Consider the following 24,697-nt stretch of genomic DNA (forward strand, 5'->3'; position numbering starts at 1 on the left):
CGGCCTCACCCAAAGACAGCCGTGACAAGATCGAGGAGCCCGCGTTTGATGTCCTCGTCATCAGTCAGAGGTTCAATCATGGCGGCAAGGATGGCGCGGTCGGTGGACATGCCTTGCGCAATAAGCGTCGCGGCATAAACGACCAAACGGGTGGAGACGCCTTCCTCAAGGTCCTGACCCTTCAGCCCGCGCAACTTGCCGGCCAGTCGGACCAGCGGCTTGCAGCGTTCCAGCGGCAGGCCACTTTCCTGTGCGACGACCTCGGCCTCCATCTGAGGCGAGGGGAAGTCGAACTCCAGCGAAATGAACCGCTGCCGGGTCGAGGGTTTCAGGGTTTTCAGGATATTCTGATATCCCGGGTTGTATGAGGCCACCAGCATGAAGCCGGGGGCGGCTTCAAGCTCTTCGCCGGTGCGGTCGATCGGCAGGATGCGCCGGTCGTCGGTCAGCGGGTGCAACACAACGGTCACGTCCTTGCGGGCCTCGACCACTTCATCAAGGTAGCAGATCGCGCCCTCGCGCACCGCCCGGGTCAGGGGGCCATCGACCCAGACGGTCTCGCCACCTTTCAGCAGGTAGCGCCCGATCAGGTCGGCGGCGGCAAGGTCATCGTGGCAGGCCACGGTGTAAAGCGGGCGGCCCAGACGGGCGGCCATATGGGCCACAAACCGGGTCTTGCCGCAACCTGTCGGGCCTTTCAGCAAGACCGGCAGATCATTCTTGTAAGCAGCGCAGAACACATCGCATTCATCGCCTTGAGCGAGGTAGAAGGGGGCGTTTGCCACCCCCTCGTTCATTTTCATGGAGCCGTCCATATCCATCACTCCGCAGGGGTTTCGGCCGCGCCGGGTTCAATGATCTCTTTCCGGGGGACCCAGATCGAGTAGATGAACAGCAGCGCACCCAAGACGACCACCACACCAGAGCCAAAGCGCATCCAGTAGAAGATCGCGATCTGGTCTTGGACATCCATGAAGTAATCTCCGACCACGCGCTGCATATGCGTCTGCACGGTTCCGCCGAAGGTCAGGACAAAGGTCATGAAGACCATGCCGCTGGTCATCAGCCAGAACGAGCCCATGTTCAGCACCTGATTATACGGATCACGGTTCTTGAGGATCGGCATGGCATAGCTGAAGATCGCCAGGTTGAGGCAGACATAGGCACCATAGAAGGCCAGGTGACCGTGTGCGGCAGTGATCTGCGTGCCGTGGGTATAGTAGTTCACCCCGTGCAGCGTGTGCAGGAAGCCCCAGACACCGGCCCCAAAGAAGGCGAGCGTGGCACAGCCCAGCGACCACAGCAACGCGGCCTTGTTGGGGTGGTCCCGGCGGCCCTTCCAGACCATGACGAAGGCAAAGGCCATCATCGCGAAGAACGGGATCACTTCGAGGCTTGAGAAGATGGACCCGATCCACTGCCAGTACGCAGGCGTACCGATCCAGTAGTAGTGGTGGCCCGTCCCAAGGATGCCCGAGAACAGCGCGGCGGCGACGATGACGTATAGCCATTTTTCGACCACCTCACGGTCAACACCGGTCAGTTTCAGCATCAGGTAGGCCAGGATCGAGGCCATGATCAGCTCCCACACGCCTTCGACCCACAGGTGGACGACATACCACCAGTATTGCTTGTCCAGGGACAGGTTGCCGGGGTTGTAGAAGGCAAACAGGAACAGCAGCGCCAGACCCCAAAGACCCAACAGAAGGATGTTGGTAATTGCGGTTTTCTTGCCTTTCAGAACGGTCATCGACACGTTGTAAAGGAAGATCAGCGCCGCCACGACGATACCGGCCTTGACCCATTTGGGCTGTTCAAGGAACTCGCGCCCCTCTTTGCCCAGCAGCCAGTTGCCTTCGAACAGGTTGAACACATAGGTCACAACCACACCCAGCGTACCGACCACAAGGATGATCAGCTGCAGATAGGCCAGCTTGGGCGAATGGATCTCGCGTTCGGCTTCTTCCGGGATCAGAAAGTAGGCCGCCCCGAAGAAGCCCAGGATCAACCAGACGATCAGAGAGTTGGTGTGCAGCATCCGCACGATGTTGAACGGCAGAAGCTCGCTCAGGAAGTTGGGCGACACATAGATCAGACCGGCCAGAAGGCCGCCCAGAACCTGTATCGCAAACAGGGCCATGGCTACTGCAAAGTAGGCATAGGCGATTTTTTGGGTTTCGTATTTCATTGCTCCGTTCCCTTTCTCAGCCCGCCTCGTTGGGCGGCCAGCCCTGAGCGTCGATATTGTCCGTCCAGATCAGGAAGTTGGTCAGGTCACGAAGCTCTTCGTCGCTGAGGTTGAAATTGGGCATCTGCCGACGACCGGGAATTCCGGTCGGCTGCGCCTCCATCCAGCCCTTGAGCGCCTCAAAGGCTGATTCCGGGTCGTCCAGCACGCCCCATCGGGTCATCACGTTCGCAACTTCGGGCGCAAAGTATGCGCCCTCACCCAGGATCGTGTGACAGTTGATACAGGCGTGTTTTTCCCAGACGTGCTTGCCCCGCACCACGCTTTCATCAAGCTTCGCCGCGTTTTCGGATCGCACGATATACAGGTGGGAATGGGCCGACAGGGCCAGAAAGATGAGGATGAAGAACAGGGACCCGCCATAGAAAATATTGCGGGCCATGCTCTTTGTCATGACTTCTCGCATCGCGCTCTCCTTTGCGCAGATTAGCTAGTCTGGTCACAATGGCGGTAAGGGCGCGGTGGCTCCTTAACGAAAGTCAAGACTATGGAAAGGAAGTCGGATCAGCCTGATTTGGCGGCCTTCGGGCCGGTCAGTGCGGGCCACATGGCGACAAGATACAGCGCAAAAGCCGCGACCCAGAGACCGTCGGACAAAAGCATCGCCACCAGATACCCGGCGTTCAGCTCGGCCCCGACCCAGCGCGACAAAGCAGCCACCGCCATCAGCCCATAGGCCACAACCATCGGCGCAGGCGCAACCAGCGCCCGCCCGCTATGCCCCAGCGCGGCGCGGCTCATGACCGCAAGGGTCATGCCACCGACGCAGCCGATGCCCAGAACATGCAGGGCTGCGACCTCGTTCCCAAGACCCACAACTGCCAGCCCCCAAAGGATCAGACCCAGCGCCAGCATGGCCAGCCCCAGATGCAGCGCCAGCAGAATCGGTTGCCGGGCCGCCCAGACCGCGCGCCAGCGGGCCATGCGCAGAATCTGCACAACGCCCAAAACCAGCGCCAACCCGCCCGCCACCGGCCCGACCCCCAGGATCAAGGCACAGAGCGGCACCAGCAAGGCCAAGGCCATTCCCGCCTTGTCGAATGCCGGGGCCGAGACCGGCCAGTTGACCTCGGGCACGCCTGCGCGCTTCATCGCGTTGCGCGTGAAGGCCGGCGTGATACGCCCGCCCAATATGGCGATCATCGCACACAGGGTCAGAAGCCCGGCCCGAAGCCCAGTTTGCAGCGTGTCGTTGGTGATCCCCATCCATTCCAGATGAGTCATCAGATCGGCCACCCAGATCAGGCTGAGCAAAACCAGAAAGACCATGTTCTGCGGTTTCGGACGTTTGATCAGCTGCGTCAGGATCTTGGCGGCCAGAATCGGTACAAAGACCAGATCGACCACAGCCACCAGTGCCGCAGGCAGAGCCCCCGAAAACCACATCGCCATCCGACCGGCCAGCCACAGACCTGCGGCCAGCGTTATGAACCGCGCGCGCGCGTCCGGCGCGCCGGTCCAGTTCGGGACGGCGGTCAGGAAAAACCCGCCAAGCGCCGCCGTTGCATAGCCAAAGATCATCTCATGCGCGTGCCACATGGGCGGCGTCATGCCGTATTCCGGCGCCAGATAGGGCACTGTCAGCCACAGGCCCCAGACCAGACCGACAAACAGGCCATAAAGACCGGCCGACAGAAAAAATACACGGAACCCTTCACCAAATACGCGTGTGATGATTGCGGGCATTGCTGCTCTCCTTGGTGTTTTCCAAGCCCTAGCAATGCGCACCTGACCGCGACTTAACCAAAATCAAAAGCTGCGGAAAATATGACCCTCAGACACAGGTTTTTCAAAGTGCCTGAGGGGCCCCTTTTTCCGCTTTTGTTTACGAAATGCCGGGACAGCGTTGACTTTCGTCAAGGATGACAAACGCGTGATGTCCCACCCTTGGACCTGCCTCACCAGCAAATGGAGAGTGATCATGTCACTTGGAATCAGCTACAACAAAACTGGCCGCGCCTTCGGGGTCGGTTTGGCGATGCTGCTGGGCAGCGTCGCCGCGCCAACCTTCGCTGAAGGCCCGACACTTAGCGACGAAGCCTTCGAGTCTTCCAAGCAACTTTACTTTGAACGCTGCGCCGGTTGCCACGGCGTGTTGCGCAAGGGTGCCACCGGTAAAAGCCTTGAACCGTTGGTGGAAACAAAGAATGCCGATGGTACCGTGACCGAATCCGGGACCCTGAAACTGGGTCAGGACCGGCTTGAAAAGATCATCGCATGGGGCACCGAGGGCGGGATGAACAACTTCTCGGACGTGATGTCCGAGGATGAGATCCGCGATATGGCGACCTATATCCAGATGGAGCCGCCCAAGCCGCCCGAGATGTCGCTTGAACAGATGATGGCGACCCGCAAGGTCTATGTCGAACCCGAAGATTACCCGACCGAGCCGCTGCATGGCCGCAACTGGGAAAACTTCTTCGTGGTCATCGAACGTGACGTGGGCAAGGTGGCCGTGATCGACGGCGACACCAAGGAAGTGCTGGCCCATATTCCGACCGGTTACGCGGTGCACGTGCTGAAAGCGTCCGAACACCACAAACTGGAAGAGCCGGAAAACCCGGGCCGCTTCTGGTACACCATGGGCCGCGACGGCAAGATGACCAAGATCGACCTGTGGCAGAACCCGGAAAACATGCTGGTGGCCGAAGTGACCATTGGCTATGACGCTCGCGACGTGGCCGTGTCGGGTGACGGTAAATACGTGATCGGTGGGGCCTATTGGCCGCCGCATTTCGCCATCGTCGACGCCGCTACAATGGAACCGAAAAAGGTCGTTTCGACCCGTGGTTACAACGTGGACGGGGATTATGTGGAAGAGGCCCGCGTGGCCGCAATCTACACCACCCCGAACGAGCCCACATGGATCGTGGCGGTCAAGGAACTCGGTCAGTTGTGGCAGGTGGACTATACCGACCTGGACAACCTGCGGATCGACAAGATCGACAGCGCCAAGTTCCTGCATGACGGGTTCTTCGATCCAACCGGCCGTTACTTCCAGATCGCCGCAAACGCGTCGAACAAGATGGTTGTGGTCGACACCGAGACCCACAAGCTGGAAGCTCTGATCGACACCGCGCCGCTGCCGCACCCCGGCCCGGGCGCCAACTGGGATGACCCGAACTGCGGTCCTGTTGCCGGAACAACCCACCTGGGCGAAGGCACGGTCACCGTTTGGGGCAACGACCCCGAAGGCCACCCAGATCAGGCATGGCAGACCTGTTATGAGGTCGAAACCGACGGACCCGGTCTGTTCATCCGGACGCACCCGGAATCAGATTACATCTGGGCCGACCAGACCAAGCACCCCGAGCCTGAGATCCAGCAATCGGTGCAGGTCATCGACAAGGCAACCGGTGAGATCGTGAAAACGATCCAGATCACCGAAGAGGAAGGCAACGTCGCCGTCCACTTCGAGTTCAACCAGGACGGATCCGAGGTTTGGGTTTCCAAGTGGAACCGCTCGACCTCGAAAGAACCGAACGGTGAGATCGTGATCTACGACGCCAAGACACTGGAAGAGATCGGCCGCGTGAAGGGGCTGTTTGCTCCGACCGGGAAGTTCAACGTCTACAACCGCTCGAACCACGTCACCTGACGGGTTCGCAGCCCAAATCGGAAAGGGCGGGCCCCTCGCCCGCCCTTTCTTCGTTTTCCCCATCAGCTAAACGCGCCGGCCTGACACGCCGGGCCAGTTAGAACAGCCAACGGAGCCCGGATATGACCTCCGAACCTGATAAAAAACCACCGATCTGGCGCCGGTATTTCCTGTGGGGGATGCCCGTGGCCGGTATCGCTGCGGCCTTTGCCGCTGGCATTATCTTCTGGGGCGGATTCAACACCGCCATGGAAGCGACCAACACCAAGGAATTCTGTGTCTCGTGCCACGAGATGCGCGATTTCGTCTATGAGGAATACACCGGCACGATTCACGACGTGAACCGATCCGGCGTCGGCGCGGTCTGTTCCGACTGCCACGTGCCCAAGGACTGGACCCACAAGATCATCCGCAAGATCAAGGCCTCGAAAGAGCTGTATGGCAAGATGGTCGGCACCATCAACACACGCGAAAAGTTCGAAGCCAAGCGCGTGCATCTGGCGATGAACGAATGGGAACGGATGAAGGCCACCGACTCGCGCGAGTGTCGCAACTGTCACGATTTCGAATCGATGATGCCCGAGTTCCAGAAACCCCGCGCTCGTCAGCAGCACCTGAACGCCATGACCGTTGGCCAGACCTGTATCGACTGTCACAAGGGGATCGCACATTCGGACGCCCGCGACCGGGCCGACGAAGAGTATCTGGAAGAACTCGAAGCCCCGAACCCCGCATTCATTCGCGAAATTCCGGCCGAATACCTGGCCAGCCTCGAGCGGATCGAAGCCAAGGAAGCCGCCGAAGCCGAGGCCGAAAAAGCCGCGCGTGTGGCTCAGCAAGAGGCGGTACAGGCTCAGATCGCGGCAGCGGTTGACGCGGCGGTTGCGGAAGAACGGGCCAAAGCTTCGGGCGAAGAAGCGGCTGCACCGGCCGGTGGCGGTAGCGATGTCGGCACGAATGTCGATTGGGCTGCGGTTCCAACTGCGGATATGAAGCTGTTCTATCCCGGTCAGGCCTCGTTCGAATGGGTCCAGAACGGCAGATCCCACGGCGGCGCACGGCCTCTGACCAAAGGTGGGGACAAATGCACCACCTGTCACGCCGCCGAACTGGATGCGATCGGCAACAAGATCGTGGCTGGTGGCGAGCTGGAACCAACGCCGATCCCCGGCAAACGCGGTGTGATCGACGCAACCGTTCAGGCAGCGCATGATGATGAAAATCTCTACATCCGCCTGCAATGGCCGGATGCGGGTCACAACCCGGCGCCGTTTGTCGACGGTGGCAAGATGGACCCCGACAACCAGATCAAGGTTGCCATGATGATCACCGGCACCGGGATCGAGTTGGGTGATCAGGTGGGTTGCTGGGCCTCGTGCCACGCCGACAACAGCTATATGCCCTTTGATCCGGGTGCCGAGGCGATTGCCGCTAACGGGGATGTCTCGGGTCGTCTGACCGCACAGGACACTGTGACCAAATACATCAGCGAAAGCCGGACCGAGGTCGAAATCAAAGGCCGTCGCGGCAAGGCGCTGGGTGGTTGGGACAAGCTGCAAGCGGCAGAGCAGATCGAGCAGTATCTGGCCGATGGCACCTATCTGGACCTGATGCGCGTATATGCGGACGGCAGCGCCACCAATGGCTATCTGCTGGAACAGCGCGTGGTCAATGACGGTGACATCGCCGCCTCGGCCAGCCTCGACGCTGGTATGTGGACCGTGATCTTCACCCGTCCGCTGAACTCGGGCGCAGCCGGTGATGTCCCGCTTGAGGCCGGGCAGACCTATACCGTCGGCTTTGCCATCCATGATGACTTTGCCGCCGCACGGTTCCACCACGTGACGCTGGATACCAGCCTGGCGCTGGACGACGACAGCGCCTTCATCAACGTGGTCAAACAATAATGGACAGGGGCCGGATAATCCGGCCCCTTCCGCTTAGAAGAGGAGATTTGGACGATGAAACCCCAACACCTTCTTCCCGCGCTGCTGCTTCTGGCTGCGCCCGCCTGGGCCGATGACACTGCCGAACTGTGTGCCGAGGCCGAAGACCGCTATGTCGAGCTGTTCGGTCAGCCCTCTTCCGCTGTCGAGGATGCCGAGGTGGTGCTGATGTATAAATACACGTTCTGCCCGGTCGAGTTGACGGTCAAGGCAGGCACAACGGTGCGCTGGGTGAATGTGGACAAAAGGACCAGCCACTCCGTGTTGCTCAAAGACGGCAGCGCGCCCGAAAGCGATCGTTTGTTCCCTGAGGAATCGGTTGATCTGACCTTCCTCACCCCGGGTCCGCAGGACTATCTGTGCGGCCCGCATTGGGAGACGCAGAACATGATCGGAATGATCACCGTCGAACCCTGAGGCAGGACTACAGGCAAGAGAAAGGAGCGCGGGCGCAAATCCCGCGCTCCTTAACTTTAGTCAAGGAGGTTCTTTTTTGGTTGCGGCAGTCTTGGCGCATGACACGCCCGGCTGACCCAGCAACGTCACCAGATCGCGCAGGAAAACCTGGGTTCCGAAGACATTCAGACCAAGCGAGTTTGCACATGAGCGGTAAGGTTTTTCTGATTGGCGCAGGCCCCGGCGACCCCGAACTGATGACCCTGCGTGCGCTGCGGATGCTGCAAGAGGCAGATGTGGTGGTTTATGACCGTCTGGTCTCGGCCGATATTCTCGATTTGCACGCTGACGGCGCGCGGCTGATCCCGGTCGGCAAAGCGCCCAAATGCCATACGGTGCCGCAGGACCGTATCAATGAAATCCTGGTTCAAGAAGCCCGCGCGGGCCACACGGTTGCACGGCTGAAAGGCGGCGACCCGATGATCTTCGGGCGCGGCTCGGAAGAGGCCGCCTATCTGATGGCCCATGGCATCGCGGTGGAATACGCGCCCGGCATCACGGCAGCACAGGGGGCGTCCTGTTCCACCGGTGTGCCGCTGACCCATCGCGGGCTGGCGACCTCGGTGCAATATGTCACCGGGCACCGGCAGGCCGACAAGGTGCTGGATCTGGATTGGAAACGTCTGGCCGACCCCGAGACAACGCTGGTTGTCTATATGGGCGTGGCCAATATCGGCCAGATCGCCATGGGGCTGATGACCGAGAATTTGCCCGGATCAACCCCTGTTCTGGCCGTTGGCAAAGCGACCCTGCCCGATGAACGCCGCCTTGTATCCCGGCTGGATCGGCTGGCCGCAGATGTGCGCGAGGCCGGGCTGAAAGCCCCCACGCTGTTCATCATCGGCAAGGTGGTTTCGCTCTATGCGGAACGGCCTGTGGCGGAGTTGTTGGAGCAGGCCCATGGCTAAGTTTGGACGCAGAAACGTTGCGCCCGGTGGCGCCGCCGGGCAGCGCCCGACCGCCCCCCCGGGCGGGCGCTTCTCGCCCACCCGCGGCCGGTCGCTGCCTTCAGTTCTACTTACATCTGTCGTGCTTGTGGCCACGACAGCATTCGCTGCTGACACGCTCGACCCGAACGCTCTGAAACGCCTTGTCCATCAGGATTGCGGTTCCTGCCACGGGCTGTCGCTAAAGGGCGGCCTTGGCCCGGATCTGCGTTCGGAAACGCTGGACCACTACGACCCTGAGGTCCTGACCGGAGTTATCCTCGACGGCATCCCCGACACCGCGATGCCCCCCTGGCGGCCCCTGATCAGCGAAGAAGAAGCCGAATGGATCGCCCGCTATCTGCTGGAACAGGAGGAATAATGAGACATCTGATCCTGACCCTCGCCGCCACCCTGATGATGACCACCGCGCAGGCGGAACCCACCGCAACCGGAGATCTTGGCCTCGTGATCGAACGCGCCAAAGGCTCGGTCCTGTTGGTGGATCAGTCCGACCGCGCGGCGCTGGCGCGGATCGAAGGGCTGGGCGATCTGTCCCATGCCTCGCTGGTTTATTCGCCCGATGAACGGTTTGCCTATGTGTTCGGGCGAGACGGCGGATTGACCAAAGTCGATATCGTCACTCGCCAGATTGCAAACCGTGTCGTGCAGGCCGGTAACGCCATCGGCGGCGCGATTTCGGATGATGGCAAGCTGGTCGCCGTGTCGAACTATGAACCCGGCGGCGTACGCGTGTTCGATGCCGAAACGCTCGAGATGGTCGCCGACATTCCCACAGGCAGCAAAACCATCGGTCTGGTCGATGCGCCGGGCCGCCGGTTCGTGTTCACCATGTGGGACACGGGCGAAACCTGGATTGCCGATTTTGCCAAGGGCAACCCCGCGATCACCAAGATCCCCGAAATGGGCAAGAACCCCTATGACGCCCTGATCACCGCCAATGGCCGCACCTATATCACCGGCCTGTTCGGCGAGGACGGCCTGACCGCGCTGGACCTGTGGGCCGAAACCCCGGAACCGATCCGCGTGCTGCCCGATTACGGTCGCGGGCAAGAGGAAATGCCCGTCTACAAAATGCCCCATCTGGAAGGCTGGGCCCTGACCGGGCGCGAGTTCGTTTTGCCTGCGGTCGGCCATCACGAGGTTTTGTGGATCGACGCCGACACCCTGACCGAAACCGGGCGCACCAAAACCCACGGCCAGCCGGTCTTTGCCATGGCGCGGCCTGACGGGCGGCAGGTCTGGGTGAACTTCGCCCACCCGCTGAACGACACCATTCAAGTGATCGATTCCGTGACCAAAAAGATCGTCCACGAATTCAAACCCGGCCCGGCGGTGCTGCATATGGAGTTCACACCGCGCGGGCACGAGGTCTGGCTCAGCGTGCGCGATGCGGGCAAGGTCATGGTTTACGACACGCAAACGTTTGAAAAACTGCGGGAAATCGAGGCCGACAGCCCATCCGGCATCTTCTTCACCGCCCGCGCGCACAGAACGGGGCTGTAAGCGATGCAACATATCACCGATCCGATTGATTGCCGCCTGCTGGACGATTTTCAGCGCGATTTTCCCATCGCCGAACGCCCGTTTCAGGTTCTGGCTGACGCTCTGGGGCTCGACGAGGCCGAAGTGCTCGACCGTCTGGCGCGGATGCGCAAGACCGGGCGCATCACGCGGGTTGGCGCAACCATTGCGCCGGGCGCGGTTTCGGCCAGCACCCTGGCCGCCGTCGCCGCGCCCGAGGAACGTCTGGAAGAGGTCGCCAGCCTAATCGACGCGGAACCCGGCGTGAACCACAATTATCAGCGCGAGGATGACTGGAACCTGTGGTTCGTGGCCACCGGCCCGGACCGGGCGCATGTCAACGACACGCTGGCCCGGATCAGCAACCAAACCGGATTGCGCGTTCTGGACCTGCGTCTGGTGCGGCCCTTCAACGTCGATCTTGGGTTCCGCATGTCCGGCAAAACCCGCAATGTTCCCGGCCCGCGAAAAGTGGATCGCGCGGCCATGCGCGACGGGGACCGCCCTTTGTTGCAGGCGCTTAGCTCTGGCCTGTCGCTGGTCGCTGAACCCTACGCCGCGCTGGCCCGGAGCCTGAACCGCGATATGGGCGAGGTGATGGCCCGGATTGAGGCCCTGCACGGCGCCGGAATTATCTCGCGCCTTGGGGTTATCGTGCGGCATCGGGCGCTGGGATGGTCCGCCAATGCGATGGTGGTCTGGGATATGCCGGCCGAGCAAGTCAGCACTGCAGGCCCGGCGCTGGCAGCGCATCCCGGTGTCACGCTGTGTTATGAGCGTAACCCGGTCGAGGATGTCTGGCCCTATCGCCTCTATTCCATGATCCACGCGCGCTCGCGCCCCGAAGCAATGGAAGTTTTGGCAGGGGCCGCCGCCCTGCCGGAACTGTTTGGCGCGCAACGCAAAGTGCTGTTCTCGACCCGCTGCTTCAAACAGACCGGCGCATTGATCCAACCGAAAGAGGCCGCCGCATGACGCTGGACGAAACAGACCGCGCGATCCTGAACCGGATGCAGGACGACCTGCCGTTGACCTCGCACCCCTATGCCGCCGTCGCCGACGAGTTGGGGATTGCAGAAAGCGATCTGCTGGCCCGCCTGTCGCGGATGAAAGAAGACCGCATCATTACCCGCTTTGGCCCCTTCTTCGACGCGGCTGCCATGGGTGGCGCATTCTGCCTGTGCGCCATGGCCGTCCCGCCCAAGGATTTCGAAACCGTCCTGACCAAAGTCAATGCACACCCTGAGGTGGCGCATAATTATGAACGCACGCACCGGCTGAACATGTGGTTCGTGTTGGCCACCGAAACGCCCGAGGGGATTGGGGCCGTCGCCGATGCGATTGAACGGGAAACGGGGATCGAAGTGCTCCGTTTCCCCAAATTGCAGGAATTCTTCATCGGCTTCCGGGTGGCGGCATGATCGACGCATCAGACAGAGAGATTATCGAGGCGCTGCAAGGCGGTCTGCCTCTTGTGTCCGCGCCATATGCGCAGGTCGCGGCAGATCTTGGCATCGACGAGAACGCCTTGTTGGCCCGCCTTGCCGACATGAAATCGCGCGGCGTGATCCGCCGTATCGCGGCCGCTCCGAACCACTACAAGCTGGGGATGACATCGAACGGCATGACTGTCTGGGATGTTGACGACGGCTGCATCGCTGAACTGGGCGCTCATATCGGCGCGTTGCCCTTCGTCACCCATTGCTACGAACGCCCACGCGCCCTGCCGGGCTGGCCTTATAACCTGTTTGCCATGGTCCACGGCGCCGACCGGGACGAGGTCGAGGAAAAGCGCGCGCAGATCGCCGCGATTCTGGGCGATGCCTGCCGGGCCAAAGACATCCTCTATTCCACGCGCATCCTGAAAAAGACCGGGCTGCGCCTGAAAAAGAAAGGCTGAGACATGTTCCGCCTGACCGAATACATGCACCAACTTGTAAAACCGACGCCAGTGCGCAAACGCCGCCCCGGCCCGGTGAAACCGGTGGTGATCTGGAACCTGACGCGGCGCTGTAATCTGAAATGCCGCCATTGCTATACCGTCTCGGCGGATGTGGCCTTTCCGGGCGAGCTGAGCCATGAGCAAGCCATGGTCACGCTTGAGGATCTGGGCCAGTTTCGCGTCCCGGCCCTGATCCTGTCGGGTGGAGAACCTCTAGACCGGTTCGATTTCTTCGACATCGCCAGACGCGCGCGCGAGTTGGTGCCGATGCTGGCGCTTTCGACCAACGGCACGCGGATTTACGACGAAACCGCAGATATGATCGCCGATGTGGGCTTCAGCTATGTTGGCATTTCTCTGGACGGGATCGGGGCCACGAATGACTGGTTCCGCGGGGTCGAAGGTGCCTTTGCCGACGCCCTGCGCGGCGTGCGCGAATGCAAAAAGCGCGGCATCAAGGTGGGGCTGCGGTTCTGTCTGACCGAGGGCACCCAGCATCACCTGCCCGACCTGTTGCAGCTGTGCGATGACGAAGGTGTGGACAAGTTCTATCTGTCCCATCTGGTCTATGCCGGGCGCGGTGACAAGAACCGGGGTGAAGATGCCGAACATCTGCGCACCCGAAAGGGGCTGGACCTGTTGCTGGAGCGCGCGTGGGAGGCCGCCTCGGGCGGGCGTCCTCTGGACATCGTAACTGGCAATAATGATGCCGATGCGGGGTATTTCTTGAACTGGGTGCGCGCGCATTTCGATGACGCCAAGGCCGCCCATGTGCGCGAACACCTGGCCGCCTGGGGTGGCAATTCCAGCGGGTTGGGTGTGGCCAATATCGACAATCTGGGGCGGGTGCATCCCGATACCTACTGGTCCGATTACACGGTCGGCAATGTGAAGACCCAGCCATTTTCCGAGCTTTGGACCAGCGACGATCCGATGCTGGCCATGCTGCGTACCCGCCCACGCCCGCTGAAAGGGCGGTGTGGGGCGTGTCAGTTGAAGGATGTCTGCGGCGGCAACACCCGTATCCGCGCCCTGCAACTGACCGGCGATCCCTGGGCCGAAGATCCGGCCTGCTATCTGTCAAATCAAGAAATCGGTGTGGATGATGCAGGTGAACGTCTGCAGGTCACGCCGTTCCAGGGGAAACGTCATGATCCGGCGCATCAGTTCTTTTGATACCGTTTTCTCAGCTCGCCCGGCCCCTGCGCGGGTGGTGAATGCAGGAGCCTCCGGCGGGAGTATTTTTGAAAAGATGAAGATCGGGGTTTTGTGTTCGATCCTGAGCGTGGGCGCGGCCTGGGCTGATGCGCCTGCGGATTATGCGGAACATTGTGCCTCGTGCCATGGGGAAAACAGGCTGGGCGGGGTTGGGCCTGCGCTGATCCCTGAAACGTTGAAGCGGATGCGGGGCCCACGGGTAGCGGCGGTGATCGCCGAAGGGCGCGCGGCCACGCAGATGCCGGGGTTCTCGCATGAGTTGGACGCCTTGCAGATTGAGGAACTGGCGGGCTGGTTGAAATCTCCGCTGGAGACCGACCCGGAATGGGGCGAGGCCGACATCATGGCCAGCCGGTCTCTGGACGAGGATTATGTGCCGGTCGATGCGCCCGTCTGGGACAGCGACCCGATGAACATCACTTTGGCGGTCGAGACCGGGGATCACCATGTCAGCGTACTGGACGGCGATACGTTCGAGGTTCTGGACCGGTTCGAGACCCCATTTGCCGTGCATGGCGGGCCGAAATTCAGCCCCGATGGGCGTTATGTGTTCATCATGTCCCGCGATGGCTGGGTGCAGAAATACGACATCTGGGCGCTGCAACAGGTGGGCCGCGTGCGTGCGGGCCTGAACAGCCGCAACATCGCCATGTCGGGGGATGGCAAATGGGTGGCGGTGGCGAATTACCTGCCCAACAGCCTGACCCTGCTGTCGACCGAAGACCTCTCGGTCGCCAAGGTCATCGAGGTCAAAAGCAAGAAGGGCCAGCCCAGCCGCGTCTCAGCCGTGTATCAGGCACCGCCACGCGAAAGCTTTGTGCTGGCCCTGAAGGACGTGCCCGAGATTTGGGAGGTCTTTTACGGGGCCAATCCGCCGCAATTCGGTTTGGGTCATGATTTCCGCATCGAAGGTCAGTTCAAGAACCCCGACCCCTTCCCGGTGCGCAAGATCACCACGCCCGACTATCTGGACGATTTCTTTTTCGACCAGAGCTATGAATACGTGATGGGCGCATCCCGCGACGGCAAGGGCGGGCAGGTGATCGATCTGGTGATCGGACACAAGGTGGCGGATCTGGACCTGCCGGGGATGCCGCATCTGGGCTCGGGCATCACGTGGAAACATGGTGATACGACCGTGATGGCAACACCGCATCTGACCGATGGCACCGTGTCGGTGATCGATATGGAAAGCTGGGAAACTGTTAAACGGATCAAGACGGAAGGGCCGGGTTTCTTCATGCGCAGTCATGAGAATTCGCCTTATGTCTGGGCCGATGTGTTCTTTGGCCCGAACAAGGACGCGATGCATGTGATCGACAAGCAAAGCCTTGAAATCGTAAAGACTCTGCGCCCTGCCCCCGGCAAGACCGTGGCCCATGTGGAGTTCACCAAAGATGGCAGTCACGCGCTGGTGTCGATCTGGGAAGATGACGGCGCGGTGATCGTTTATGACGCGCAGACGCTGGAAGAGGTTCGCCGCCTGCCGATGCGCAAACCGTCTGGGAAATACAATGTCTGGAACAAAATCACCTTCTCGGAAGGCACCAGCCACTGACGGGCGATGGCCGGTCTGGAAACTGGCCATTCTGCTTTACCCGGCCACGATGCTGACCGTGGCCATCAACCTGTTTCTGTTGGGCCTGATCCTGCACAGCGCGGGCTTCAGCGCAATCGAACCGGTGCCTGCGATCCTGTGGTCGATTCCGCTTGGTATTCCGGCAACTTGGCTGGCCGGGCGCTGGGTGCGCGGGTTGATGGATGAGGCGGATGGGTAGGTCAGAATTTTTCAGACACCTGACCTAAGTCAAGTGTCGGCCTGAGAGAATCTCATAGGTTTTGGGAACGAACGCCGAGTTGGATTCTCAATGCTCATCTGCCGCCCCCCGCATACCTTTCTTGATCGCGTGTCCCGTGCGGCGTGCGGTGTGGTGGGCATTTTCCTGTTGCTTTTGCAAATGCTTGGCCCGGCGCTGGCGAGCGCCGGGGACAGCACATGGATCGAAATCTGCTCGGAGGGCGGCGCGGTTTGGGTTGAGGTGGATCTTGAAGAAACCGATGACCCGACCGCGCCCTGCCCGAAATGCGCTGACTGCGCCCTGTGCGCCGTCACCTCGGCGGCTCCTGTGCCCGAACTGCCTGCCGTGACACGGTTCGGATTTGTTCAAACCGCGCGCTGCGAATACCGTGATCAGGTCTATGTATACGATGTGAAACGATTGTGGCCCGAAACCCGCGGCCCCCCGTTGGCGCCCAAAGACACAACTGAACGCGCCCTGCGCGCGTCCATGGCGTTCACCCAAGTTACCGGAGGTGCGCCGTGGTCGTAAGTCGCGCAATCCATGCCCTGCTGGCCTTTACCCTGTCCTGCCTGATGGCGATCAGCGCCCATGCCGACAGCCTTGCCAGTTTCCTGCCCGATGTCACGCCTGCCGATCTGGTTCCCGGTGCCGATGCCTTTGGCCCGGTGCGCGATGACGTACCCGTTGCCCCGGTTCTGAAGGGCGGTGAAACGGTTGCCTGGGCTTTTCTGACATCCGATTTCGTGGGTACCACCGGATATTCCGGCAAGCCCATCCATGTGGTCGCCGCCATCGACAGTGACGCGGTTTTGACCGGTGTGAAACTGGTCAAGCATTCGGAACCCATCGTTCTGATCGGCATCCCCAATTCGCGCATGGTTGAGCTGACCGAAGGCTATGCCGGTCTGGATCTCAAGGTTGAGGCCGAGACCGGAGGTGAGGGGCATGACCTCGACATCATCTCGGGCGCGACCGTCACGATCATGGTGATCGACGACAGCCTTGTGCGCGGCGGGATCAAAGTGGCCCGTACGTTGGGTCTGGGTGGATTGTCCCCCGTGCTGGCCGATGGGCCGAAGCGCGAAGTCGATATGGCGCAGGATGCGGTCTATGACTGGACCACGCTGTCCGGCGACGGCTCGGTCCGGCGGCTGACGCTGGATATCGGGCAGGTCAACGCGGCGTTCGAGGCCACGGGCGATCAGCGCGCCATCAAACGCCCCGAACCCGGCGAACCGGATGACACCTTTATCGACATGCTTATGGCGTTGGTCTCGGTCCCGTCGATCGGCAAATCGCTGCTGGGTGAGGCCGAATACCAGAACCTTGTGAACTGGCTGGGCGAAGGCGAACAGGCCATTCTGGTGCTGGGGCGCGGGGCGTACAGCTTCAAAGGCTCGGGCTATGTGCGGGGCGGGATTTTCGACCGGATTCAGCTGATCCAGGGCGACAGTTCGGTGCGGTTCTTTGACCGCCAGCAGCGTCGTCTGGGTGAAGTGGCCGCGCCGGATGCGCCCAGCTTTACCGAACTCGACATCTTCAAAATCCCCGCTGATGCCGAGTTTGACCCGGCTGAACCCTTCCGCCTGCAACTGCTGGTGCAACGGGCCGTAGGCGCGGTTGAAAAGACCTTTCTGACCTTCGATCTGGGCTACAAACTGCCGGAACAGTATCTTCTGCCGGTCGCCACCCCTGTCGTGGTCGACGACGCCACCGGCGAGGCGGCCGCCAAAGCCGCCCTGTGGCAGCGTATCTGGAAGGACCGCACGGTCGAGATCGTGGTTCTGGGCGTCATGCTGCTGGTGCTGACCGCCACGTTCTTCTTCCAGTTCCACGCGACCATGAATGCACGGGTCTTCTACTGGTTCCGCATCGGATACCTGACCATGACCCTGTTCTTCATCGGCTGGTACGCCAATGCCCAGCTGAGCGTGGTCAACCTGATGGCGCTGGCAGGCAGCCTGCGCACAGGGTTCTCGTGGGACGCCTTCCTGCTGGACCCGCTGGTCTTTATCCAATGGTTCGCTGTCGCCGCCGCCCTGCTGTTCTGGGGCCGGGGTGCCTATTGCGGCTGGCTGTGCCCGTTCGGCGCGTTGCAGGAACTGACCAACAAGATCGCACGTGCGCTGAAGGTGCCGCAATGGACCCTGCCGTGGGGCCTGAACGAGCGTCTTTGGCCTGCGAAATACATGATCTTCCTCGGTCTCTTCGGTCTCAGCTTTGTCTCGATCCCGCTGGCCGAGAAATATGCCGAGATCGAGCCGTTCAAGACCGCGATCATCCTGAAATTCATGCGCGACTGGCCCTTTGTCGTCTTTGCGCTGCTGCTGCTGGGGATCGGGCTGTTCATCGAACGGTTCTACTGCCGCTACCTCTGCCCGCTGGGCGGGGCGCTGGCGATCCCCGCCCGTATCCGCATGTTCGACTGGCTGCGCCGCTATCCCGATTGCGGCAGCCCCTGTCAGACCTGCGCCAACGAATGCCCCGTTCAGGCGATCCACCCCACTGGTGAGATCAATCCGAACGAGTGCGTCACCTGCCTGCATTGTCAGGTGCTCTACCAGTCCGAGGACAAATGTCCCGTCGTTATCCGCCAGTTGAAACGGCGGGCCAAGACAGGGTCGGTCAACCTCAAGACCCCCCTCGGACAACCACCGGCGAACCATCCGAACGCCAAACCGCAATCCGTTTCCTAAAAGGAGGAACGATCATGTCGGAACATGATAAGAAACTGAATATCACACGCCGTGGAATGCTGGGGGCAACCGCCACCGGCGCGGTGATTGCCGGGACCGGTCTGGGCTCAACCCTGATGACCGCGCGCGAGGCAAGTGCTGCTGCGAATGCGCATCTGGAACCGGGTGAACTGGACGAATATTACGGCTTCTGGTCCTCGGGCCAGACCGGTGAGCTGCGTATTCTCGGTGTGCCGTCCATGCGCGAACTGATGCGCGTTCCGGTGTTCAACCGCTGCTCGGCCACCGGTTGGGGCCAGACCAATGAATCGCTGAAAATCCTGACCGAGGGCCTGCTGCCCGAAACCAAGGACTATCTGGCCGCAAACGGCAAGGTCACTTACGACAACGGCGACCTGCACCACCCGCATATGTCCTTCACCGATGGCACCTATGATGGCCGCTATCTGTTCATGAACGACAAGGCCAACACCCGCGTGGCCCGCGTGCGCTGCGACGTGATGAAATGCGACAAGATCATCGAGATCCCGAACGCGCATGACATCCACGGTCTGCGCCCGCAGAAATACCCGCGCACCGGTTACATCTTCGCCAATGGCGAACATGAGGCGCCGCTGGTCAATGATGGTCAGATCCTCGACGATCCGTCGCAATACGTGAACATCTTCACCGCCATCGACGGCGACACGATGGAAATCGCGTGGCAGGTGATGGTGTCGGGCAACCTCGACAACACCGATTGCGACTATCAGGGCAAATACGCCTTCTCGACGTCCTATAACTCGGAAATGGGCATGAACCTGGCCGAGATGACCGAGAATGAGCTGGACCATGTGGTCGTGTTCAACCTCAAAGGCATCGAAGAGGCTGTGGCTGCCGGGAACTATCAGGAACTGAACGGCGTCAAGGTCGTAGACGGTCGCAAAGAGGCCGGTGGCAACCTGACCCGCTATATCCCGATCCCCAACTCGCCACACGGTGTGAACGCAGCACCCGACAAGAAACACATCATGATCAACGGCAAGCTGTCGCCGACCGTTTCGGTGATTGATGTGGAAAAAGTCGATGCGCTGTTTGCCGACAACGCCGATCCGCGTTCCGCCATCGTTGCCGAACCACAGCTGGGTCTTGGCCCGCTTCACACCGCGTTCGACGGCAAAGGCAACGCCTACACCACCCTGTTCCTGGACAGCCAGGTGGTGAAATGGGACATCGCCAAGGCCATCGAAGCCTACGCAGGTGCCGATGTTGATCCGATCCTCGACAAAGTGGACGTGCAGTATCAGCCGGGCCACAACTCGACCTCGATGGGTGAGACTGCTGAGGCCGATGGCAAGTGGCTGATTTCGATGAACAAGTTCTCGAAAGACCGCTTCCTGAACGTAGGTCCGCTGAAGCCTGAAAACGAGCAGTTGATCGATATCTCGGGCGACAAGATGAAGGTGGTCCATGACGGCCCGACCTTTGCAGAACCGCATGACTCGATCCTTGTGCACCGGTCCAAAGTGAACCCGGTCAATGTCTGGGATCGCAACGACCCGATGTGGGAAGACGCGCGCAAACAGGCCGAGGCAGATGGTGTCGATCTGGATTACGGCGCGGAAGAGCCGATCCGGGATGGCAACAAGGTCCGCGTCTACATGACTTCGGTCGCGCCCGTGTTCAGCATGGAGAAATTCACCGTCAAACAGGGTGACGAGGTTACGATCTATGTCACCAACCTGGATGATGTGGACGATGTGACCCACGGGCTGTGCCTGTCGAACTTTGGCATCGCGATGGAGATCGGGCCGCAGGCCACCGCCTCGGTCACCTTCATTGCCGACCGTCCGGGCGTGCACTGGTACTATTGCCAGTGGTTCTGCCACGCGCTGCACATGGAAATGCGCGGCCGGATGTTTGTTGAACCCCGGAGTGCATAAAATGCGTTGGTCCCTGCTCATACCGTTCCTGCTCGGCTCGCCCCTTTGGGCGGCAGACTGGGATGTGCCCAACCGGGCGGGGGCCATCAATGAAATACTGGCGCAGGCGGCGGATGGAGATACCCTCCGCCTGAGCCCCGGTGTTTACACCGAAACACTGGTTCTGGACCGGCCCATCACAATCGATGGGCAGGGCTTGGCCACCATTGACGGACAAGGCGAAGGTAGCGTCATCACCGTAACCGGGCCGGGCGTGACCGTGCGCGGGCTGACGGTGATCGGGTCCGGCTTGGACCATGACGGTATCGACAGCGGTATCCAACTGACCAAGACGGCCCATGCGCCGGTGGTCGAGGACAATGTGCTGCTGGGCAATCTCTACGGCATCGACATCCATGGTGCGAAAGACAGCATTGTGCGCCGCAACCGGATCGAGGGGCGGCAGGACCGCCACATGAACGCGCGCGGCAATGGTGTCTATGTCTGGAACGCGCCGGGTGCGCGGGTTGAATCGAATGATATTCGCTATGGCCGCGACGGGATCTTTGTGAACTCGTCCAAGAAGAACACTTTCACCGGCAACCTGTTCCGCGATCTGCGTTTTGCGGTTCACTATATGTATGCCGACAACTCGGTCGTCAGTGACAATGTCTCAATCGGCAACGATCTGGGCTATGCGGTGATGTTTACGACCAATGTGACCGTGGCCAACAATGTCTCGATCGGCGACCGTGAACATGGCGTGATGCTGAACTACGCCAACAAAAGCACCATCACCGGCAATGTGGTGAAAGGTGCGAAAGAGAAATGCACATTCCTGTATAACTCGAACAAAAACGAATTCACCGACAACTGGTTCCAGGGCTGCGGCATCGGCATCCACTTCACGGCGGGTTCCGAGCGCAATCGCATCCTTGGCAACGCCTTTGTCGGCAACCGGACCCAGGTGAAATACGTCTCGACCAAATGGGTCGAGTGGTCCGAAGACGGGCGCGGCAATTACTGGTCCGATTTCGCCGCCTTTGATGTTGATGGCAATGGCATTGCCGATGCCCCCTATCGCCCCAACGACTCGATGGATCATGTGCTGTGGACCCAACCCGCAGCCAAATTGCTGCTCGGCTCCCCCGCCGTGCAGCTGGTGCGCTGGTCGCAATCGGCCTTCCCGGCGTTGTTGCCGGGCGGCGTGATGGACAGCAACCCATTGATGCAAGCCCCTGAACCCCCAGCAATGAAAAAGGTGCCTCATGACGGATAAGGCCCTGTCAATCGACCATGTTCTCAAGGATCGGGGTAAAACCCGCGTTCTTGACGATATCACCCTGTCTCTTGCCCCCGGCCAGCGCGTTGCGCTGCTGGGCCATAACGGCGCGGGCAAGTCGACCCTGATCAAATCCATCCTCGGCCTGACGCCGATCCATGGCGGAGCCATCCGGATCGGAAACGCCACCCCCGGCAGCGCGCAGGCGCGGCGGGAAACGGCGTATTTGCCCGAGGCGGTGTCGTTTCATTCGGCGCTGACAGGCCGCGAGCAACTGACCTTGTTCGCACAGCTATCGGGCGCGAAGGCGGATGTGCCGGGCCTGCTGGAACGCGTTGGCCTCAGCGATGCACTGGATCGCCGGATCGGCACCTATTCCAAAGGAATGCGGCAAAGACTGGGTCTGGCACAGGTTCTGCTGGGCCAGCCGAAAGTGGCGCTGCTGGATGAGCCGACCTCCGGCCTTGATCCGATTTCGCGACAGGACCTCTATGCCATTATCGACGAGTTGGCCGCACAGGGCACCGCCGTCCTGATCGCGTCCCACGCACTGACCGAGGTCGAGGCCCGTACCGACCGCATAGCGATCATGCGCAAGGGCCGGATGGTGGCCGATGACACGCTGAACAACCTGTCGGCGCTGGCCGGTCTGCCGATCCGCCTGAAGGTGCGCGCCAGCAACAACCCGGATGCCTTGGCCGCCGAACTGGGCGGCAACCGGATCAATGGCGCGTCGGTCGAACTGCTCTGCACCCCCGACGACAAGATGAAAGCCCTGCGCCGGATCGCCGGTCTGGGCGACGCGGTAGCGGATGTCGAGATGACTCCGCCCAAGCTGGAAGACCTCTATCGCCATTACGCACAGGAGGATTTGCAATGACCCGCTTCCTCGCCATCACCCGCACCGAAATGCTGATCCTGCGCCGCAACCGCTGGCTGCTGGTCGCCACGCTGATCATGGTGCTGTTCGCTTTGGCGCTGACCTTTGCAGGCAGCGCCCCAACCGGCACGCTGGGCGTCGATATGCTGACCGTCTCGGTCGCCTCGATGACCACGCTGTCGGTCTACCTTGCGCCGTTGCTGGCGCTGATGATTTCCTTCGACGCCATCGCCGGAGACGTAGACCGGGGCAGCCTGTCCCTGCTGCTGTCTTACCCTGCGGGACGCGGAGAAATCCTGTTGGGCAAATTCACCGCCCATCTGGCCGCATTGGCCTTTGCCATGACCATCGGCTTCGGCACCGCAGGCGCGGTGGCAGCCTTCTTTGGTGGCGCCGGGCCGGAAAGCCTGATGGCGCTGGTGCGCCTGATCCTTACTTCCATCCTGCTGGGCGCTGTCTTTCTGGCGCTGGGATACCTGCTGTCCGCCCTGGCAAAGGGGGCCACGGCGGCGGCGGGTCTGTCGGCCGGGCTCTGGCTAGTCTTTGTCGTCCTCTATGATCTGGGCCTGTTGGGGGCCGTCGTCATGGACAAGGGCGGCAGCTTTACCCAATCCGTCTTTCCCTGGGTGATGGTAGCCAACCCGGCCGACGCTTTCCGTCTGTGGAACATCGCCGCGACCGAGGGCGTCGCCATGGCATCTGGCATGACCGGGGCCGCGCAGGCCTTGCCGGTCTGGGCCGCACCTGCATCCTTGCTGATCTGGCCGGTGATCACCTTCGCCCTCGCCCGCCTTGCCTTCCGGAGGGTTGAGCCATGAAACACCTTGCCCTAATCGCCCTGATCGCGCTGACCGCCTGCAAGGAAGAGGTGGCCGAGGCCCCCGACCCGGTCGATCTGGCCCCGGACGCGCTGAGCTTTTTCTGCCAGATGAACATCGCCGAACATGGCGGCCCCAAGGGGCAGATCCATCTGGAAGGCTACCCCACACCGCTGTTTTTTGCCCAGGTGCGCGACATGGTGGCCTATCTCAAAAGCCCTGAACGGGACGCCAGAATCACCGCCGTCTATGTCAGCGACATGAGCGTCGCCCCCAGCTGGCGGCAACCCGGAATTTCCAACTGGATCGACGCCGAGGGTGCCAGCTTTGTGGTCGGGGCCAACGTCGCCGGCGGCATGGGCGCGCGCGAAGTGGTGCCCTTTGGCGATCCCGCCGCGGCCGAGGGCTTTATTGCAGAATATGGCGGTACTGCGCTCCCGCTGTCTGACATTCCTGACACCGAAGTTCTGGGGCCTGTCGATCTGGACCTCGCGCTGGAGACACCCGCATGACCACCCTGACCCGTCGCCGCTTTCTGACCATCTCAGCCGCTTGCGCCGCGTTTCCGGCAAAGGCTGCGACCGATCGCTTCGCCGAATGGCGCGGCATCGCTTTGGGGGCGCAGGCCAGTATGCGCCTGAATGGGCTGGACAAGGCCGACGCCGCCCCCATCTTCGACGCTGTCACCGCCGAAGTGGCCCGGCTTGAAAATATCTTCAGCCTGTACCGCCCCGAGTCAGAGCTGTGCCGTCTGAACAAGGACGGGCGCCTTTCGGCCCCGTCGCCCGAGATGCTGCAATTGCTCGGCTTGTGTACGGCCCTGCACACTGCGTCCGACGGCGCATTTGACCCCACCGTTCAACCGCTGTGGGTGGCCTTGGCCAACAACGCAGACGCATCCACGCGCGAGGCTGCTTGGCGCGCGATTGGCTGGCACAAGGTCTCGGTCAATGCGACAGAGATACGCTTGCCTTCCCCCGGTCTTTCCGCGCTGACATTGAACGGCGTCGCGCAAGGAGAGGTTACGGACCGAGTTGCCAACCTTCTGAAATCATTCGGTCTCCGGGATGTTCTGGTCAACATGGGCGAAATCCGCGCCGAGGGGCAACGCGGCGATGGCCGCCCATGGCAAGTTGGGCTGGCGGGCCCGGAGGGTCGTGTGCACCGTCATATCGGTCTACAGGACCGCGCCGTCGCAACCTCGGCCCCTTCAACAATGACGCTGTCCGGGGGGCACGGGCATATCCTGAACCCAACGGGCGAAGGTTTGGTTCACCGCGCCATTTCGGTGTCCGCGCCCAGTGCGGCGATGGCCGACGGATTATCGACGGCATTGTGCGCGCTTCCCGAAAACATGATCGACGCGGTTCTGTCACAGTTTCCGGGCGCAAGGCTAGAGATGCAGATTTGATTTGATGGGCTTAACACATCCCTAACAG

General features: G+C 61.2%; 24 protein-coding genes. 20 read left to right on the top strand and 4 right to left on the bottom strand.

All coding sequences use genetic code 11. The features are described from left to right. Positions 1-5 precede the first annotated feature (5 nt). The 4 genes from ACR0LW_RS05320 to ACR0LW_RS05335 all read right to left on the bottom strand — a co-directional run bounded on the left by ACR0LW_RS05320 (position 6) and on the right by ACR0LW_RS05335 (position 3,934). On the bottom strand, positions 6-815 hold the full coding sequence (locus ACR0LW_RS05320; RefSeq protein ID WP_170622463.1) for a CbbQ/NirQ/NorQ/GpvN family protein: 810 nt from the start codon (positions 813-815) through the stop codon (positions 6-8). A gap of 5 nt (positions 816-820) precedes the next feature. After that, positions 821-2,188: a cbb3-type cytochrome c oxidase subunit I gene (locus ACR0LW_RS05325; protein WP_170630743.1), complete on the bottom strand. Its 1,368-nt coding sequence runs from the start codon at positions 2,186-2,188 to the stop codon at positions 821-823. Between the two features lie 16 nt (positions 2,189-2,204). Next, the gene (locus ACR0LW_RS05330; protein WP_170622465.1) at positions 2,205-2,654 is read right to left on the bottom strand and encodes a c-type cytochrome; all 450 of its coding nucleotides are present in this window, start codon (positions 2,652-2,654) and stop codon (positions 2,205-2,207) included. Positions 2,655-2,752: 98 nt separating this feature from the next. Beyond that, positions 2,753-3,934, bottom strand: a complete 1,182-nt coding sequence (locus tag ACR0LW_RS05335; protein ID WP_480881817.1) for an NnrS family protein — start codon at positions 3,932-3,934, stop codon at positions 2,753-2,755. A gap of 235 nt (positions 3,935-4,169) precedes the next feature. On the opposite strand from ACR0LW_RS05335, the gene ACR0LW_RS05340 reads away from it, so the two are divergent. From ACR0LW_RS05340 to ACR0LW_RS05435, 20 genes are all read left to right on the top strand, one after another. Next, positions 4,170-5,846 (top strand): cytochrome D1 domain-containing protein, encoded by a 1,677-nt coding sequence (locus tag ACR0LW_RS05340; RefSeq protein WP_480881818.1) that lies wholly within the window; start codon positions 4,170-4,172, stop codon positions 5,844-5,846. Between the two features lie 122 nt (positions 5,847-5,968). Beyond that, positions 5,969-7,753, top strand: coding sequence for a NapC/NirT family cytochrome c (locus ACR0LW_RS05345; RefSeq protein ID WP_480881819.1), 1,785 nt, complete (start codon positions 5,969-5,971; stop codon positions 7,751-7,753). Between the two features lie 54 nt (positions 7,754-7,807). Continuing rightward, on the top strand, positions 7,808-8,209 hold the full coding sequence (locus tag ACR0LW_RS05350; protein WP_480881820.1) for a cupredoxin domain-containing protein: 402 nt from the start codon (positions 7,808-7,810) through the stop codon (positions 8,207-8,209). 185 nt (positions 8,210-8,394) lie between these two features. Continuing rightward, positions 8,395-9,156 (top strand): uroporphyrinogen-III C-methyltransferase, encoded by a 762-nt coding sequence (gene cobA / locus ACR0LW_RS05355; protein WP_480881821.1) that lies wholly within the window; start codon positions 8,395-8,397, stop codon positions 9,154-9,156. A gap of 121 nt (positions 9,157-9,277) precedes the next feature. Further along, entirely contained in the window at positions 9,278-9,556 is a 279-nt protein-coding gene (locus ACR0LW_RS05360; RefSeq protein ID WP_480584498.1) for a c-type cytochrome, read from the top strand. Next, entirely contained in the window at positions 9,556-10,701 is a 1,146-nt protein-coding gene (locus ACR0LW_RS05365; protein ID WP_480881822.1) for a cytochrome D1 domain-containing protein, read from the top strand. Before ACR0LW_RS05360 ends, ACR0LW_RS05365 begins: the two co-directional genes overlap by 1 nt. Before the next feature lie 3 nt (positions 10,702-10,704). Next, positions 10,705-11,694 (top strand): siroheme decarboxylase subunit beta, encoded by a 990-nt coding sequence (ahbB, locus tag ACR0LW_RS05370; protein ID WP_480881823.1) that lies wholly within the window; start codon positions 10,705-10,707, stop codon positions 11,692-11,694. Continuing rightward, positions 11,691-12,140 (top strand): Lrp/AsnC family transcriptional regulator, encoded by a 450-nt coding sequence (locus tag ACR0LW_RS05375; protein ID WP_170622473.1) that lies wholly within the window; start codon positions 11,691-11,693, stop codon positions 12,138-12,140. The genes ahbB (ACR0LW_RS05370) and ACR0LW_RS05375 overlap by 4 nt, the downstream gene beginning before the upstream one ends. After that, complete coding sequence (gene ahbB, locus ACR0LW_RS05380) at positions 12,137-12,619, top strand: siroheme decarboxylase subunit beta (RefSeq protein WP_170622474.1); 483 nt, start codon at positions 12,137-12,139, stop codon at positions 12,617-12,619. Before ACR0LW_RS05375 ends, ahbB (ACR0LW_RS05380) begins: the two co-directional genes overlap by 4 nt. A 3-nt stretch (positions 12,620-12,622) precedes the next feature. Then, positions 12,623-13,837, top strand: a complete 1,215-nt coding sequence (nirJ, locus tag ACR0LW_RS05385; RefSeq protein ID WP_480881824.1) for a heme d1 biosynthesis radical SAM protein NirJ — start codon at positions 12,623-12,625, stop codon at positions 13,835-13,837. A 76-nt stretch (positions 13,838-13,913) separates the two neighbouring features. Continuing rightward, a complete protein-coding gene (locus ACR0LW_RS05390; RefSeq protein WP_480881825.1) occupies positions 13,914-15,437 on the top strand; it encodes a cytochrome D1 domain-containing protein in 1,524 nt (507 codons plus the stop codon). Beyond that, positions 15,394-15,657 carry a hypothetical protein gene (locus ACR0LW_RS05395; RefSeq protein ID WP_170630722.1) on the top strand — a complete coding sequence of 88 codons (264 nt, stop codon included), beginning with the start codon at positions 15,394-15,396 and terminating at the stop codon, positions 15,655-15,657. The genes ACR0LW_RS05390 and ACR0LW_RS05395 overlap by 44 nt, the downstream gene beginning before the upstream one ends. 129 nt (positions 15,658-15,786) lie before the next feature. Beyond that, positions 15,787-16,209, top strand: a complete 423-nt coding sequence (locus ACR0LW_RS05400) for a DUF2946 family protein (protein WP_480881826.1) — start codon at positions 15,787-15,789, stop codon at positions 16,207-16,209. 44 nt (positions 16,210-16,253) lie between these two features. Beyond that, positions 16,254-18,377 (top strand): 4Fe-4S binding protein, encoded by a 2,124-nt coding sequence (locus ACR0LW_RS05405; RefSeq protein ID WP_480881980.1) that lies wholly within the window; start codon positions 16,254-16,256, stop codon positions 18,375-18,377. A gap of 14 nt (positions 18,378-18,391) precedes the next feature. Further along, positions 18,392-20,299, top strand: a complete 1,908-nt coding sequence (gene nosZ / locus ACR0LW_RS05410; RefSeq protein WP_480881827.1) for a TAT-dependent nitrous-oxide reductase — start codon at positions 18,392-18,394, stop codon at positions 20,297-20,299. A 1-nt stretch (position 20,300) separates the two neighbouring features. Next, a complete protein-coding gene (locus tag ACR0LW_RS05415; protein WP_480881828.1) occupies positions 20,301-21,557 on the top strand; it encodes a nitrous oxide reductase family maturation protein NosD in 1,257 nt (418 codons plus the stop codon). Next, on the top strand, positions 21,547-22,440 hold the full coding sequence (locus ACR0LW_RS05420; protein WP_480881829.1) for an ABC transporter ATP-binding protein: 894 nt from the start codon (positions 21,547-21,549) through the stop codon (positions 22,438-22,440). Before ACR0LW_RS05415 ends, ACR0LW_RS05420 begins: the two co-directional genes overlap by 11 nt. Then, complete coding sequence (locus tag ACR0LW_RS05425; RefSeq protein ID WP_480881830.1) at positions 22,437-23,258, top strand: ABC transporter permease; 822 nt, start codon at positions 22,437-22,439, stop codon at positions 23,256-23,258. Before ACR0LW_RS05420 ends, ACR0LW_RS05425 begins: the two co-directional genes overlap by 4 nt. Then, entirely contained in the window at positions 23,255-23,770 is a 516-nt protein-coding gene (locus tag ACR0LW_RS05430) for a nitrous oxide reductase accessory protein NosL (protein ID WP_480881831.1), read from the top strand. The genes ACR0LW_RS05425 and ACR0LW_RS05430 overlap by 4 nt, the downstream gene beginning before the upstream one ends. Beyond that, the gene (locus ACR0LW_RS05435; RefSeq protein ID WP_480881832.1) at positions 23,767-24,669 is read left to right on the top strand and encodes an FAD:protein FMN transferase; all 903 of its coding nucleotides are present in this window, start codon (positions 23,767-23,769) and stop codon (positions 24,667-24,669) included. The genes ACR0LW_RS05430 and ACR0LW_RS05435 overlap by 4 nt, the downstream gene beginning before the upstream one ends. Positions 24,670-24,697 lie beyond the last annotated feature (28 nt).

This window comes from Ruegeria sp. N4 (assembly GCF_056531425.1).